Genomic DNA, 14,483 nt, shown 5'->3' on the forward strand with positions numbered 1-14,483 from the left:
CGCCTTATCCGGAGAGTCCGGCGACCGCGCTGCGCAGCCTGGAGGCTCCGCGCGGACGCCTCTTGCCACCCACCACCACCAAGGCTCAAATCAACCTAGGACTCTCGTTATGGCTGGATGAGAAAAGGGGGTCACGTCAGCGGATACCCCCCGTGCCCCCTCGCGCGTCATCACGCGGTATCGCGCACGGGCACGGCAGAGGGGAGTTGTCTTGGTCAACCGACCTCACGTTCTATGACACCTTCAAAGTCGGCTACCCGAGCGAGGAGCGCCATTCGGGAGGTGGTTCTGTAGATCGCGCCAAGGCCGATATCGCTGCTGATGAGGATGGCATTCGCAGCAATCAAGCCGGTTCGCAACAGCGCTTGGGCGGTTAGCGAATATTCTTCATCGGACCCAAAGACCGAGCCAATCAATTTCCTTCGTGCCTTCTTGTCGGGGTACTGGTCTTTTGGTGTTGGGTCGCTTTTCGGCCGGGCTTGTTCCTGCCTTTCGAAACGGAGCAGGGTGGCAAGCAGGATCACTTCCTCCTTGCTCAGCGAGGCGATGAGATCAGCCCACGCAAGGAATTGGTCAGCATGTAACGCCTTGGCGGCCAATTGCCCGTCGATCACGGACGCCATCAGCCGCAGGTTCAGACGAGCCGCTCCCTCTTCGGCGGCTCGCAGGTAGCGCCACAACGCGGCGACAGCTTCGTCCACGTCGGACGCGTCAAGGCCGATGTTCGCCCTTCCATGTCGCAGTTCCTCTAACAGGAGGTCCCTCGCGCGTTCTGCCCGTCCCCGCAGAATGGCTTGTAGGATGCCTTGGACGGCCACCCCGCCCAGCTTCTTGAGTGCCTCGCCTGATAACCACCCGAGCGTGATCGGCTCCAAGTCTGCCCCCTCCGCAATCTGGCGTTGGCAGAGAATATCGCGACCTGGAGTGGTCACCGCACCTTCGCGCTTTGCTCTGCCGTTCGGCGCAAGAAGACCCATACCGAAACCCTCCTCAAAAATCACCGTTTCTGCCCCAGCATCCATGCGGATTTGCGAAGGGTACTTGACCCATTCTGTAAACACTTGTTATCGGTATGGGCATCGTCAGCTTCCGGAGCCCCTGCCGTGTCCCGCAAGACCGCTCGCCGCGTCGCCCTCTACCTGCGCGTCTCCACCTCCGAACAGACCACCGAGAACCAGCGCCGCGAGCTTCAAGCCGTGGCGGAGAAGGCTGGCTGGGAGGTGGCGGCTGTCTTCGAGGATGCCGGCATCTCCGGCGCCAAGGGCCGCGACCAGCGCCCCGGCTATGACGCCATGCTGAAGGCCGTGACCCGCCGCGAGGTGGATATGGTGGCCGCGTGGTCGGTGGACCGGCTGGGTCGTTCGATGGCGGACCTCGTGGCCTTCCTCGGCGAGCTTCACGCCCGCGGCGCCGACCTCTACCTGCACCAGCAAGCTCTCGACACCACCACGCCCTCCGGCCGGGCCATGTTCCAGATGATGGGCGTGTTCGCCGAGTACGAACGGGCCATGATCCGGGAGCGGGTGAACGCTGGGCTGGCGCGGGCGAAGGCGGAGGGCAAGAAGCTGGGGCGGCCCACGGTGGGCGCCGAGACGGAGGCCCGGATCAAGGAGCTTCGGGCGCAGGGAATGGGGATGCTGAAGGTGGCGAAGACGCTGGGAGTGGGCGTGTCGGCGGTGCAGCGGGTGGTGGGGGAGGGGGCGTGAGGCTCGTAATTGCTCGCGCATCCTTTCGTACATCTGTTTACTTTTGGATTCGCTATTACACTGTGCTCTCCAATCACTAACCGATCGGGCGTTCAGGCGGCTAGGAGGGGAGGTTCATGAGATTTTTTCAGTTGTTTGCGGGGTTTCTCTCCGCGGCAGGTGCGATTGCCGCAGCTGTTGGAGTATGGCTGCAATTCGCCGCCTACAAGGAGGAGGAATTCGTGCGTCGCAATGGCGCAATTTCCCTAGCGTGGAGTATTATTCGCGATTCAAATGGAGTTATGCACGATGTTGGGCAAGCAACATCTCTCGAGTTCCTAGCATACCAAGGTCAATTATTTGGTGATATTGTTTTAAACAATTCTGTTATATCAGCTTTTGGATTTAAAAATACAATTTATAGGTCGAATTTGTCAGGTTCTCAATTTTGTCATACATCAATTCATTTAAGTAGCTTCTATAATGTCAATATATCGAGATCAAAATTTATAAATAGTTTCCTTGGATCTGTCAGGATGTACGACGCAAAAGCTTATGGATCGCGGTTTGATTCGACCTCCATATTCCAGATGGATGCTAGTCGCAGCTCTTTCGTGGCTGCCTCTTTCGTCGGTGCCTCAATACATGGTGGGGTGTTTTCCGACGCAGACTTTTCAGGCGCCGACCTGCGAGGGCTAATTACCCGCCCCATGTACGTCGCATTTGAAAATCTCGCGGGGAAACGTCCGTTTGATCAAAGCGTGTCGGATGCTGAGGCGTTATCAGTGTTGGAGAAATTCCTCCCGCTTGCATCGGATTCGCCAGAAAGCCCAAAAATTCTAGTGAATTTTTCGGGCGCGATATTCAATGACGCAGATATCCGGGGAGCTGACCTCCGGAACAGTAACCTGACCCAGTCTCAACTCGATTCTGCTTGCGCCGACCAGACTACTCAGCCTCCTCAGGGCGTAACCGTGACGAAGGTGTGCACGGAAGCGGGACGCGCTGCCAGCCGGCGTTCTTTCTTGCAGGGGAAGGAGGATGCGCCCGCTCCAGAAGCGTGCGTTCCCCGACGAGGGGGGTGATCCTACGGGATGGCTTGAACGTCTTTCAGTTCAGATGAGCTTCGCCACTGGGGCGAATTGACAGGGTGGCTGTCTGGTGGGTGGGTGAGGCTTCCTCGTCCGTCCCTTTGATGACCTATTTGTCCGATCTGTGATGGGTCGGGCCGGCATGCAAACTTGGAGAGGCCGTTATGGACTGGCCGACGATCCTGTTGACAACCAGCCTTTCCCTCGCTGCGGCCATTATGACAGCCTTCCTCGCGGCGCGATGGACACAACGCAGGGAACAGGAAGCCGACTGGCGGAAGCTAAAATTAATCCGCTACCAGGATTTTGTGGATGCGACGTCCGGGCTGATCGAGGGGCGGAGCACCAACGCAACGATTATCCGCTTCCACGACACGGCGAACTCATTGTTGCTGGTCGCACCCAAGCCCGTGCTAGAGGCGCTTTGGGCCTTTTTCGACGCCAACATGGCCAGCAATCCCAACCGGCTGGAGGAGGCGCCAGCGGCGCTCGACGTCCTGATCCGGGCGATGAGGCGGGATGTCCGACCACGTGAAACGGAAGAAACCTCGCGGCAGTTTGAGTTCATTCGCCCGCCGCCGGGGGTAGTGCCGAAGGAAATCTGAGGCCGTCCTGGGGTCCCATTTTGGGGTCCCGGCTGGGGTACCATAGCCAAGGAGGGGGTCGGGAACTTCTTGAAGTTCAACAAGAATTTTGGACAGAGGTATTCTGGCGCGCCCTAGGGGAGTCGAACCCCTCTCTCCACCGTGAAAGGGTGGCGTCCTAACCGATAGACGAAGGGCGCGCGGCCGTTCCGGGGTTTTGGCCACCGGAGAGGGCGTCCTTATAGGGGGCGGGCGGCTTGGCTGCAAGCCTGTGGGGAAATTATCCAAAGCCGCGCGCTCCTGCCCTGTGGGCAGAGGGCGCGGCCCGGGATCAGGTGGCCGCCGGCGGGAGGTTGCGGCGGCTCAAAAGCGGCGTGTCAGGCGCTCACCATTTGCCGGTGTTGGGCATGGAGGCCCACGGCTCGGCCGGGGGCTTGGGGCCGCCCTTCTGCAGCAGCTCGACGGAGACGTTGTCGGGGGAGCGCACGAAGGCCATGTAGCCGTCGCGGGGCGGGCGGTTGATGGTGACGCCCGAGGCCATCAGGCGCTCGCACAGGCCGTAGATGTCCTCGACCTCGAAAGCGAGGTGGCCGAAGTTGCGGCCCTCGCCATAGGGCTCCTTGTCCCAATTGTAGGTCAGCTCGATCTCGGCCACGTTCTCCTGGCCGGGAGGGGCGAGGAAGACGAGGGTGTAGCGACCCTGCGGCACCTCCTTGCGGCGCACCTCCTTGAGCCCCAGCTTGTTGCAGTAGAAGTCCAGCGACTGGTCGATGTCGGTCACGCGGACCATGGTGTGCAGGAAGCGCATCGGGGGGTCTCGTCCGTATGAGGGGCGCAAGCCGGCGGGCCGGCCGGAGTGAAGTAGCAGGTGACGTATGATCTATGAAGGCGATCTCAAGGGGGCGCAGCAGCGCCTCCGTGAACTTCTGGACGGGTCGGCGCGCGCGGTCGCCTTTACCGGAGCGGGCATCTCCACCGAATGCGGCATCCCGGATTTCCGCTCCCCCGGCGGATTGTGGACGCAGAACAAGCCCATTCCCTTCGACGTGTTCGTCGCCCACAAGGCCGCGCGCAACGAGGCGTGGCGGCGCAAGTTCGCCATGGAGGAGGCGTTCGCCGGGGCGCGGCCCGGCCGGGGCCATAGGGCGCTCGCCCGGCTGCTGGGGCGCGGAAGGATCGCCGGCGTCATCACCCAGAACATCGACGGCCTGCACCAGGCCTCCGGGGTGCCGGATGACGCGCTGGTGGAACTGCACGGCAACGGCACCTATGCCACCTGCCTTGATTGCGGCGCGCGCTACGAGCTTGCCTGGGTGAAGGAGCGGTTCGATGCCGCCGGGGGCATCGCCCCCGATTGCCCGGAATGCGGCGGGCCGGTGAAGGCGGCCACCATCTCCTTCGGCCAGGCCATGCCCGAGCGCGAGATGGCGCGGGCGGATGCGCTGGCGAAGGTGAGCGACCTGTTCATCGTGATCGGCTCGTCGCTGGTGGTGTTTCCGGCGGCGGGCTTCCCGCTCAAGGCGCGCCAGAAGGGCGCCCGGCTGATCATCCTCAACCGCGAGCCCACGGAATTCGACGAGATGGCCGAACTGGTGGTCCGCGACGAGATCGGCGACGTGCTCGCGCCCTTTGCCGGTGACGGGTGACAATGGCGCGCGAAGAGGGTGGGCGTTGCGCCATTCAGTTGCTATCCTACCTTCTCCGCGGCAACGGGTGCGCCGCCGCGCGTTAGTTTCGGGGTGGTCATGGGGTCTGACGCACTGGGGCTGGGGCCACGGACCGCCGGCTCGGAGGAGGGGACCGAGGAGCCTGCCGGGCTCGTCGAAGTCACCGGCTCCATCAAATGGTTCGACGCGTCGAAAGGCTACGGATTCATCGTGCCGGACGACGGAGGTCCCGACGTCCTCGTTCACGTGACATGCCTGCGCCGCGACGGCTTCCAGACCGCCATGGAAGGCGCCCGCGTGGTGTGCGAGGCCATCGAGCGCACCAAGGGGCGGCAGGCCTTCCGCGTGCTCTCCCTCGACCTGTCGACCGCGGTCCACACCGCGCCGGCCTTGCCCCGGACCCGCGCCGTGGTGGAGCCCACCAGCGGCTTCGAGCGGGCTACGGTGAAGTGGTTCAACCGGCTGCGCGGCTTCGGCTTCCTCACCCAGGGTGACGGCACGCCCGACATCTTCGTCCATATGGAAACCCTGCGCCGTCACGGCCTCACCGAACTGCGCCCCGGCCAGAGCGTGCTGGTGCGCTACGGCGACGGGTCCAAGGGCCTGATGGCCGCGGAAGTGAAGGCCGACGGCGGCCCCAGCGGGAACAATTGATGAGCCACATTCCGTCGCGGGCTGCCCTGGCGGCCAAAATCGCGCTTGCGTTCACCCTCGCGTTTCCGCTCGCAGGGCTGCCGGGCGTCGCCCGCGCGGCAGAGGCCGAGTGCGCCCAGATCAAGATCGATCCCAACCCGGTGCTGGACCCGCTGGAGATCGTCACCGCCAAGGGCGTGCTGGCCTTCCAGGTGGAGGTCGCGCGCACCAACGAGCAGCGCACCCAGGGCCTCATGTGCCGCAAGACGCTGCCCGAGCGGGGCGGCATGCTGTTCGACTTCAAGGTGGACCAGCCGGTCTACATGTGGATGAAGAACACCCTCATCCCGCTGGACATGGTGTTCATCCGTGCCGATGGCTCCATCGCCCGCATCGCCGCCATGACCACCCCGCTCTCCACCGAGACCATCTCCTCAGGAGAGCCGGTGCGGGCGGTGCTGGAGATCGGCGGGGGCGAGGCGCGCAGGCAGGGCTTGAAGGCCGGCGACAAGATTGCCCACCCCATGTTCCCGGCGAAATAGCGGGGGCGCCCCTATTTCAGCGTCAGATAGCCAAGCAGCCCTCCGGCGAAGATGTAGAGGGCCGGGTTGACCTTTTTCCCGATCATCTTCGGCCCGAAATAGACGAGGACGAACACCGCCACGGCGATCAGCGTCGTCTCGGTGCCGGTGATGGCGGTGCGCGCCACCGCCACCGTGCCGGCAGCCATCAGCCCGACGACGATGGGCGCCAGCGCCATCTGCAAGGCGAGCCGCCAGGGCGAGCCGTCGAAATGATTCCACAGGCGGGAGGAGCCGAGCGCCAGAACGGACGCCGGCAGGAAGAAGCCGGTGAAGGCGAGGAACGCCCCCAGCGTGCCGGCGACGTGATAGCCGATGACGATCACCATCAGCATGTTCGGCCCCGGGGCCACCTGCCCGAGGCTGTAGATGTCGCGGAACTGGCTGTCGGTCAGCCAGTGGTGAGCGTCGATGGTCAGCGCCTTCATCTCCGGCAGCACCGCCGTGCCGCCGCCGATGGCGAGTAGCGACAGGAGCGAGAAGACGCCGAGGACGCTGAGGTCGGTGTGCGGATTGTTCATGGCTCGTCGACCTCTCCGCGGCCGGGACGGTAGATGAAGAGGGCCAGGGGCAGCACGGTGAGCAGCACCAGCACCAGCGAGACGTGGAGGAAGCTCACCAGCACCACGGTGATGAGGATGAGCAGGATCTCCCGCAGGTGCTCCAGCTGCTTGTGCCCGATCTGCACCGTCACCGCCGCGAGCAGCCCCACGGCGGCGGCACCGATGCCGGCGAGGATGGCGTGCATGGCCGGATTGCCGTGGTTCGACACGTAGAAGATGCCGAGCGCGAACACGAGAAGGCCGCCCGGCAGCGTCATGCCGAGGAAGCCGGCGATCGCGCCCACCGGACCACGCAGCCGGTCACCGACGATGACACTCATGTTGGTCGCGTTGAGGCCGGGGAGGGCCTGGGAAATTTCCAGCGCCGTGAGGAACTCCTCCTCGTCCAGCCAGCCCTTTTCCACCACCAGCGCGTTGCGCAGATAGGCGACCACGCCGCCGCCAAAGCTGATGCCGCCAATGATGAGAAACGTGATGAAGATTTCCAGGATGGAAACCTGCGTTGCGGCCGCGCCTTGCGGGGCGCCGGGCTCGGGAGGTGGTGCTGGGATCGGCGGCTCTTTGACGCTCATGGATTTTCGCCGGGAGGGTGAAGGTGAGCGGGCCTGTTGGGCCCGCCATGACCCCTATTCGGAGTGCGCGACTTCCTTGGCACCGATGCCATAGACCATGGCGGTCTTGGTGGTGCCGAGCTGCACCCATTCGGGCGCCATGTTCTGAACGTCGCGGAAGAAGTCCTCGGAGAGGCGCTTCGCCTTGTCGTTGACCTCGCTGTAGTGGTCGAACTTCGCCTGGAAGGCGAATTCCCCCACCAGCGACTGCTCGGACGCGCGGTTGCGCCAGATGGCGATGGTCGCCTTCGCCTCGTAGCCGTGGCCGAAATCGAAGTGGCCGGGGTCCACCTGGATTTCCTCCACAGCCATGCTGTTCACGAGGTCGATCTGGGAATCCCCATCCGCATCCACCGCCGACATGGAGGGGAATATGGACATGATGTTCTTCAATGCCGGGCTCAGCACGGCACCGAGCGACGTAATGATGCAATTGTGGGAATAGAGCGAGCGGATGCCGCCCAACTCTTCCTTGAGGGGAAGAATTTCTTCCTTGAACTTCACCTGGACCGCGCCGGTGATGCGGGGAGCCATCTCCACCGCCGTGGCCTTCTCCCGATCCGGGCTGCGGTACTTCAGGGCAAGTTCATGCTCCGGGCGCGGCCAGCCGTCGTCGTAGAAGGTGCGCTTCCGCAGGATGAAGGAGTTGCGGTAGAGGTCGAAGTCCGGGGTATCATAGAACAGCACTTCGCGGACCTGCCGGTGAAAGGCGTCCTTGTTGGTGACCACGCCCACCCCGTGCTTCTTGGCGACCGCCTTCACTTCATTCCAGTAATCCTCGAAACGCTTGGGCGAGTAGAATTGCTGCGGCCGGAGCAGAATCTTGTATTCACGATAGTGGATGTCGAGCATGGCGTCGTGCTCACTTTGCGTAACCTCGGATTCGTTGGGACCCCAGAATCCGATAAGGCGCACACCTTCCGTCGCCTGCGACCGGATGTCTACTGCCTCGCCATGTCCTGCCCGCAACCGGGCACCGGCGACGTTCCGAAACTGTTGCGCGAACGTCACATCGCACGCGTTTGCGTCCGATTTGGGCGGATGAACCGCTCGAATAGTATTGCGTGCCCTTAAATTGGGCTAACGTTGACGCCGCTTCGGCTTCAAGGACCCGGACAAGGGATACCGGTCATCCTCGAAGGTCCCGAGCGGCGCCTGGGATTGATCCCCGCACCGCTAAGGTCGTGACACGCTGCCGTTAGCATTCCCCAGTTGATGCCTCTGCACTCCGGGCCGTTGTCCGAAGTGTCCACGATGCACGCGCCCGTTCGCGGGCCGTGCAGTGATCTCGTCCAGGGCCTCGACGCCTTGGACCGAAAAGAGAGCGGCGCATTAGCGCCTGAGGAAGCGCCAGCGATGAGCCCCGCCGTTGGGACGGCGGTGATGGGCTCCGCCTTTCGGAGGAAAAAATGACGACATTCGCAAGAATGGCGGCCGTAGCCGCTTTGTCTGCGGTAGCCTTGCTGCCCGAATCCCTGCCCGCACACGCCGGCTCCGTGACCCAGCCAGGTGAAACGGTTGGTCTGGCTGCCGGCGCGCCGCTGCCGGAAGGCGTATATGCCGTGAATACGGCTGACTATGGCTGCCGCAATACTTCGCCCGACAGCACCTGCGTCGGCGTGGATATTCCCGTTCTGGCCTGGGCTACTCCGGTATTCCTGTTCGGCGGGCGGCTACAGCTTCTGACTGCCGTGCCGGTTGTCGGCGTGGGCGTGCAGAACGGAGACTATACTTCCGGCTTTTATAATCCGTTCTTCGCCGCTCAGGTCGCCTGGGATCTGGGGAACGGCTTCGGCTTCAGCTACATGGCCGGCTTCTATCTCGGCGTGAATACGGGAGTGGCCTTCGATTCAACCTCGTTCAACCAGCGTTTTGCCCTCAGCTACACGGCGGATGGCTGGAATCTGACGGCAAACGCCATCTGGGGCATCCAGGCAAACGGCGTGAGCAATACGATCAACCCGAACTTCCTGAACGTCGATCTGACCGCCACCAAGAAGTTCGGCAAGTTCGAGATCGGACCGGTGGCCTATTACTCCACCGACCTGAACAATCCCATCCCATTTTACCAGAAGCAGAGCCAGTTCGCGATCGGTGGCCTTGTCGGCTACGATTTTGGTCCCGTGATCCTGCAAGCTTATCTCACCACCGACGTCTATGAGCAGAACTACGGTGGCAACGATACACGGCTGTGGGGCCGCATCATCGTTCCGCTCTGGAACCCGCCTGCGTCGACCCAGCAGACCGCGCTGCTGCACAAATAGAGCTCGTGAAGCGGCCAGGCCTCCTCACGAGGGAGGTCTGGCCATGAGCGAGGCCGGGCCTCCATCCAGGGGCGGCGCGGCCGATCCGCCTCCGTGGCCCGAGACGCCGACCCCCTTCGTCGCAGAACGGTCGGCGAGCCCTCGCGCGCGGAGGCGAGGTCGTGCCTGTGCCCCACCTGGTCCCGGCGACCTATTTGGGCTCCAGCGTCTTGCCGATGGAGGTGAAGAACGTCTCCGCGTACCAGCGCATCTCGGCTTCGATGTCCGGCTTGCCCGCAAGCTCGCACTGATCGACGAGACCGCTCACGCGCTCGAACATGTCGGCGATGAAGCCGTCCGGGCGGTCCTGCTGCCCGGCGAGCTGGGTGACGATATCGCGCAGGATGTAATGCTGCACCATGGTGTGGGCCTGCGTGGTGCCCACCGCCTTGAGCATCGAGCCGAGCCACTCGGCAAGCTCCGTATCCGAAGCCATTGCAATCGTCCTTTCCCGAAATCCCGCCCGGCGACGCAATCCTGCCGCCTGAGCCTGATGCCGCGAGACCATCCCGGAGCCGGGTGAGTCGCATCCCCCGGTGCCGTCACACCGCCCGGGAAGATTAGCCCTCCCCCGGCTTTAGCGGAACAATCGGGAAAGCGGGGGCGTTGCAGCTCCAGTCAGCGAAGCAGCAACAGGAGCACACAGATGCCGCGCAATGTCCTCTACGGCGTGATTGCGATTCTCGTCGTGGTTGGTGGGGTATTCGCCTATCAGGCCTATGAGCGCGACCGGAACACCATGCAGATCGAGATCGGCCCCAACGGGGTGAAGGTCGATCCGCCCGGCCGCTGAGCCTGCGGCGGGGAAGGGCGGCGGAGGGTGGTCGGAGCAGCAGGATTTGAACCTGCGACCCTCTGCTCCCAAAGCAGATGCGCTACCAGGCTGCGCTATGCTCCGACATTCCGCCGAACGGCTTCGTTGCTACATTTTCAGGACGGGGGGCGCAAGGGGCGAGGCACCCATTAGGAGAATGCAAGGTGGACGTTTCGGGCGGTTCGTGACGCAAAGTCCCGGAGAAGTCCCGGAGGTCATTCCGGCCCGGATCCAGCAGCGCCACGGAGCGTCCGAAGATCACGCTCCGCGTGCAATCGCCTGTTGAAGCCTCGCGGGCGATGGGCTTTTCGGGGCGGAGGTAGAAGTGGCTCCCTGAGCAGGACTCGAACCTGCGACCATTCGATTAACAGTCGAACGCTCTACCAACTGAGCTATCAGGGACCGTGGGTCTCGCGACCGAGGCCGGCGATATAGCAACCACATCGCCGCTTGTGAAGCCGTAACACGCGCTTTTCCGGGGGAAGTTGCCGCACCGGCGCGCAAAGTGGCGCCGGTGCTGGATTTTCAAGCGCGCAACAAATCGCCTTCCGGACCGGACTCTGCCGTGCCGCTTACGCTGGAGCCGGCATTTTCGCTCTCGTGGGCGAACTGGGCGAAATAGAATCCGTAGTAGCGACCGCGACGGGCGATCAGCTCGTCATGAGTGCCGCTCTCCACCACGCGGCCGCCCTCGATCACGCAGATGCGGTCGGCGCGCACCACGGTCTGGAGGCGGTGGGCGATGACGATGGTGGTGCGCTCGTGGGCGAGTTCCGCCAGCGCCTTCTGCACCTCGGCTTCCGATTCGGAATCGAGGGCGGCGGTGGCCTCGTCGAGGAGCAGGATGGGCGCGTTCTTCAGGAAGGCGCGGGCGATGGCGATGCGCTGGCGCTGCCCGCCGGAGAGCTGCGCCCCGTGCTCGCCCACGAACGTGTCGTAGCCGTGCTCGAAGCCCATGATGAAGGGATGGGCATGGGCCGCCTTGGCCGCCGCGACGATCTCCTCCTCCGATGCGCCCGGTCGGCCGAAGCCGATGTTCTCCCGGACTGTGCCCGAGAACAGGTAGACGTCCTGGCTCACCAGGGCCACCGAGGCCCGCACGGAGGTGCGGGAGACGGTGCGGGTGTCGACGCCGTCGATCAGCACGGCGCCGGACTGGGGATCGTAGAAGCGCTCGATCAGATTGATGATGGTGGTCTTGCCGCCGCCGGACTGGCCGACCAGCGCAGTCGTCCGGCCGGGCTCCGCCACCAGATCCAGGCTGCGCAGCACGTTCTCGCCGGGGCGATAGGCGAACACCACGTCCTTGAACTCCACCCGGCCGCGGGGGCGGGGCAGGGCGCCGACACCGGGGGAGTCGGCGTCGGGTGCGGGCGCGTCCAGCAGATCGAACAGCATGCGTGCGCCCATAACGTGGCTGACCAGCTCCACATGCAGGCGCGACAGCCGCTTGGCGGGCTCGTAGGCCAGCAGCAGGGCGGTGAGCACCGAGAAGAACTGGCCCGGCGAACGGCCGAGCTCGATCACATTATATCCCGCGTAGAGAATCACGCCGCCGATGGCGAGGCCGCCCAGCGTCTCCATCAGGGGGCTGGACTTGGCCTGGGTGCGCACGAGGCGGTTGGCGTTGATCTCCACGTCGTCGATGAACTTGTGGGTGCGCTCCCGCATCACCGGCTCAAGCGTATAGGCCTTCACCGTGCGGATGCCCTGGAACACCTCCATGACGATGGAGGACAGCTTCACGCCCGAGGTGAAGCCGGTGGTGAAGATGGTCTTGGCCTTCTTGATGAGCTTGCGCGTGCCCAGCACCGCCGCCGGCATCACCACGAGGGCGATGATGGCCAGGAAGGGATCCTGCACGAAGGCGACGCCGGCCAGCATCACCAGCGAGAGGAAGTCGCGGCCGATGCTGGTGACGATCAGGTCCAGAGCACCGCGCGCGCCGGCGGCGCCGGCGGTGAAGCGGGTGGTGATTTCCGCCGTGTGGCGATGGCCGAAATAGGCGGCGTCCTGAAGCATCAGCCGGTCGAAGGCGCGCTTCTGGTTGTCCGCCACCACCCGGTTGCCGATGCGGGCCATGGTGATGCTCTGCCCGTAGGCTGAGGCGCCCTTGATGATGGAAAGCACCATCACGATACCGGATACCGCCCACACCGCCGCCGGCGTGGGATGCACGAAGATGGCGTTGACGGCATCGTTCATCAGATAGGCGAGGCCGGCCGTGCAGGCGGCCATGGTGCCCATGAAGACGAAGGCCAGCACATAGCCCTTCCAGTGCTTGCGGCCATCGGACAGGAGGAGGCGCCGCAGGACGGCATTGGTCTCGTCCGAAGAGGGCGGAGGCCCGTGGCGCTGGGCGGCTTTCGCGTTCATGTACATCTCCGGCGGCGTCCGGATGCGGGACCGCTTCGGTGTCCCCATGAACTGCCAGCAAGAGGCTAAGTCAACTTTCCGGCCCGAGAGCATGCTGCAGCGCAGCGCCGCATATGGGGCAGAAGCTCGGTCATTCCAGGAGCTTCCATTCCGGGAGCTTCGCGGGAACTGGAGGCCACGGAGGGAATCGAACCCCCGTACACGGATTTGCAGTCCGCTGCGTAACCACTCCGCCACGTGGCCTCACGAGCGCGTGTTCTTAAGGCGTTCGCCCAGACCGCGCAAGCACCGGTTCGGATTGTCCCCGTCTTCGCAAACGCGGTGGGTCAGCGCAGGGCGTGCCGCAGGAGCCGGCGGGCGACACTGGTCAACGGTCCGGCGAGCGTGGCCTCGATCAGCGGTCCCACAAGCCTGATCCGCATCTGCACACTTTTCTTCATGTGGGGCGCTACCGTTTTAAGGTCGTCCCAGGCGCGCAGGGCGCGGGCGAAGTCGGCGGCCTTCGATGCCTGCAGGAACTCGCTGCGCAGGATGCTGGTGAAGCGGGGGGCAATCACATCCCGGCCCCAGAAGAGCCCGAGGCGGGGTTCGTCCGGATGCGCCTCAATGAGCTTGTGGAAATAGATCATCCGCGAGCGCCCCATGCGGGCGCTGAAGGAGGTCGATTCCGGATAGATGCGCCACATGGTGACGGACTTGTCGAGATAGCAGCTCTTCACGCCCATGGAGTACAGGCGGACGAACAGGTCGTCGTCCTCGTAGCCGGACAGGCGCTCGTCGAACAGGCCGGCGTCGAGCATGGCCTGCCGGTCCACCAGCGAAGCGCCCGGCAGGATGAACATGTCGTGTTGCAGGCACTGCATCAGGGACCGCTTGGGATGCGGCGTGGGGACCTGATCCAGGCAATGCTCTGTAATGAGACGGCCGTTCCGGTCGATCTGGTCGAGGTTGCCGTAAACCAGACCGAGTCGACGAATCTCGGCGTCGGCGAACGGCTGGTGAAGCGCCGCCAGATGATCCTCGTACCAGATGTCGTCCTGATCCAGCAGCGCGATGTGGGAACACGTGGTCGAGCGAATGGCCAGATTGCGCGCGGACGACTGCCCGCCATTCGGCTTGTGCAGCAGGCGCACGGGATGATGACGCGCGATCTCCTCGACGATGGCGGGGCCCTCGTCGGTGGAGCCGTCGTTGACGACGATCACTTCATCAGCCGGTCGGGTCTGGCCCAGTACGCTGTGGAGCGCAGCTCCAATGAACGGCGCGCCATTATAGAGTGGAATGACCGCAGCAATCCTAATCGACAATCGGCGGCTTCCTCGTCAGCGCTCGCATCGGCGAACCAATGGCCTACCGTTCCCTTTTACCCAAGGGAAGAATGTGCGTCGAGGGGGGCGGGCGGTTCCGAGTACCGCATCGGCCGGTTTCGTCGGGCTTAAAGTGCTTTCCAGCACGTCCCGGAAAAGGGGCTCGCCGTCACAAAATGGAATCACCCCCGTGACGGTTGCGGCGAGGCTCCGAATGCAGCGCAACTTCCAATTGTGTATATAGATCGCAGCGTCAGAAGGTATCGAA

General features: G+C 63.7%; 16 protein-coding genes and 4 tRNA genes. 8 read left to right on the forward strand and 12 right to left on the reverse strand.

All coding sequences use genetic code 11. The features are described 5' to 3' along the window. Positions 1 to 215 precede the first annotated feature (215 nt). Positions 216 to 977, reverse strand: coding sequence for a hypothetical protein (locus tag ACE3QW_RS22895; protein WP_374254248.1), 762 nt, complete (start codon positions 975 to 977; stop codon positions 216 to 218). Positions 978 to 1,103: 126 nt separating this feature from the next. Between ACE3QW_RS22895 and ACE3QW_RS22900 the strand changes: the two genes are divergently transcribed. From ACE3QW_RS22900 to ACE3QW_RS22910, 3 genes are all read left to right on the forward strand, one after another. Further along, complete coding sequence (locus ACE3QW_RS22900; protein WP_374254250.1) at positions 1,104 to 1,706, forward strand: recombinase family protein; 603 nt, start codon at positions 1,104 to 1,106, stop codon at positions 1,704 to 1,706. 116 nt (positions 1,707 to 1,822) lie between these two features. Then, on the forward strand, positions 1,823 to 2,770 hold the full coding sequence (locus ACE3QW_RS22905; RefSeq protein ID WP_374254252.1) for a pentapeptide repeat-containing protein: 948 nt from the start codon (positions 1,823 to 1,825) through the stop codon (positions 2,768 to 2,770). Between the two features lie 170 nt (positions 2,771 to 2,940). Next, entirely contained in the window at positions 2,941 to 3,381 is a 441-nt protein-coding gene (locus ACE3QW_RS22910; RefSeq protein ID WP_374254254.1) for a hypothetical protein, read from the forward strand. 104 nt (positions 3,382 to 3,485) lie between these two features. On the opposite strand, the gene ACE3QW_RS22915 is transcribed toward ACE3QW_RS22910, so the two are convergent. Together ACE3QW_RS22915 and ACE3QW_RS22920 are read right to left on the reverse strand one after the other, a co-directional pair. Beyond that, positions 3,486 to 3,560: transfer RNA gene (locus ACE3QW_RS22915), tRNA-Glu, on the reverse strand. A gap of 185 nt (positions 3,561 to 3,745) precedes the next feature. Continuing rightward, positions 3,746 to 4,168: a VOC family protein gene (locus ACE3QW_RS22920; RefSeq protein WP_024278979.1), complete on the reverse strand. Its 423-nt coding sequence runs from the start codon at positions 4,166 to 4,168 to the stop codon at positions 3,746 to 3,748. A gap of 67 nt (positions 4,169 to 4,235) precedes the next feature. Between ACE3QW_RS22920 and ACE3QW_RS22925 the strand changes: the two genes are divergently transcribed. The 3 genes from ACE3QW_RS22925 (at position 4,236) to ACE3QW_RS22935 (ending at position 6,202) form a co-directional block, all read left to right on the forward strand. Further along, positions 4,236 to 5,006, forward strand: coding sequence for an NAD-dependent deacetylase (locus ACE3QW_RS22925; protein ID WP_374254256.1), 771 nt, complete (start codon positions 4,236 to 4,238; stop codon positions 5,004 to 5,006). A gap of 99 nt (positions 5,007 to 5,105) precedes the next feature. Continuing rightward, entirely contained in the window at positions 5,106 to 5,681 is a 576-nt protein-coding gene (locus ACE3QW_RS22930; protein ID WP_024278981.1) for a cold-shock protein, read from the forward strand. Further along, positions 5,681 to 6,202 (forward strand): DUF192 domain-containing protein, encoded by a 522-nt coding sequence (locus ACE3QW_RS22935; RefSeq protein WP_374254258.1) that lies wholly within the window; start codon positions 5,681 to 5,683, stop codon positions 6,200 to 6,202. The genes ACE3QW_RS22930 and ACE3QW_RS22935 overlap by 1 nt, the downstream gene beginning before the upstream one ends. An 11-nt stretch (positions 6,203 to 6,213) precedes the next feature. Here ACE3QW_RS22935 and ACE3QW_RS22940 read toward each other — a convergent pair whose 3' ends face one another. From ACE3QW_RS22940 to ACE3QW_RS22950, 3 genes are read right to left on the reverse strand one after another with little or no spacing between them, the layout of a single operon-like run. Then, complete coding sequence (locus ACE3QW_RS22940; RefSeq protein WP_024278983.1) at positions 6,214 to 6,762, reverse strand: chromate transporter; 549 nt, start codon at positions 6,760 to 6,762, stop codon at positions 6,214 to 6,216. Further along, positions 6,759 to 7,376, reverse strand: a complete 618-nt coding sequence (locus ACE3QW_RS22945; RefSeq protein WP_374254260.1) for a chromate transporter — start codon at positions 7,374 to 7,376, stop codon at positions 6,759 to 6,761. Before ACE3QW_RS22945 ends, ACE3QW_RS22940 begins: the two co-directional genes overlap by 4 nt. A 54-nt stretch (positions 7,377 to 7,430) precedes the next feature. Further along, positions 7,431 to 8,267 carry a hypothetical protein gene (locus ACE3QW_RS22950; RefSeq protein WP_250167479.1) on the reverse strand — a complete coding sequence of 279 codons (837 nt, stop codon included), beginning with the start codon at positions 8,265 to 8,267 and terminating at the stop codon, positions 7,431 to 7,433. A gap of 557 nt (positions 8,268 to 8,824) precedes the next feature. Here ACE3QW_RS22950 and ACE3QW_RS22955 point away from each other — a divergent pair. Next, the gene (locus ACE3QW_RS22955; RefSeq protein ID WP_374254262.1) at positions 8,825 to 9,679 is read left to right on the forward strand and encodes a transporter; all 855 of its coding nucleotides are present in this window, start codon (positions 8,825 to 8,827) and stop codon (positions 9,677 to 9,679) included. A 190-nt stretch (positions 9,680 to 9,869) separates the two neighbouring features. Here the strand turns inward: ACE3QW_RS22955 and ACE3QW_RS22960 are convergent, their stop codons facing one another. Continuing rightward, on the reverse strand, positions 9,870 to 10,154 hold the full coding sequence (locus tag ACE3QW_RS22960; RefSeq protein WP_024278987.1) for a hypothetical protein: 285 nt from the start codon (positions 10,152 to 10,154) through the stop codon (positions 9,870 to 9,872). 210 nt (positions 10,155 to 10,364) lie between these two features. On the opposite strand from ACE3QW_RS22960, the gene ACE3QW_RS22965 reads away from it, so the two are divergent. After that, positions 10,365 to 10,511, forward strand: coding sequence for a hypothetical protein (locus ACE3QW_RS22965; RefSeq protein ID WP_197023028.1), 147 nt, complete (start codon positions 10,365 to 10,367; stop codon positions 10,509 to 10,511). Positions 10,512 to 10,539: 28 nt separating this feature from the next. Here the strand turns inward: ACE3QW_RS22965 and ACE3QW_RS22970 are convergent. From ACE3QW_RS22970 to ACE3QW_RS22990, 5 genes are all read right to left on the reverse strand, one after another. Continuing rightward, positions 10,540 to 10,616 (reverse strand) — tRNA-Pro (locus tag ACE3QW_RS22970). A 242-nt stretch (positions 10,617 to 10,858) separates the two neighbouring features. Then, positions 10,859 to 10,934, reverse strand: a tRNA-Asn gene (locus ACE3QW_RS22975). Between the two features lie 123 nt (positions 10,935 to 11,057). Further along, complete coding sequence (locus ACE3QW_RS22980; protein WP_374254265.1) at positions 11,058 to 12,908, reverse strand: ABC transporter ATP-binding protein; 1,851 nt, start codon at positions 12,906 to 12,908, stop codon at positions 11,058 to 11,060. A 169-nt stretch (positions 12,909 to 13,077) separates the two neighbouring features. Further along, positions 13,078 to 13,151: transfer RNA gene (locus tag ACE3QW_RS22985), tRNA-Cys, on the reverse strand. 83 nt (positions 13,152 to 13,234) lie between these two features. Next, complete coding sequence (locus ACE3QW_RS22990; RefSeq protein ID WP_374254267.1) at positions 13,235 to 14,215, reverse strand: glycosyltransferase family 2 protein; 981 nt, start codon at positions 14,213 to 14,215, stop codon at positions 13,235 to 13,237. Positions 14,216 to 14,483 lie beyond the last annotated feature (268 nt).

The sequence above is a fragment of the Xanthobacter sp. genome, assembly GCF_041911315.1.
GTDB classification, from domain to species: domain Bacteria; phylum Pseudomonadota; class Alphaproteobacteria; order Rhizobiales; family Xanthobacteraceae; genus Xanthobacter; species Xanthobacter aminoxidans.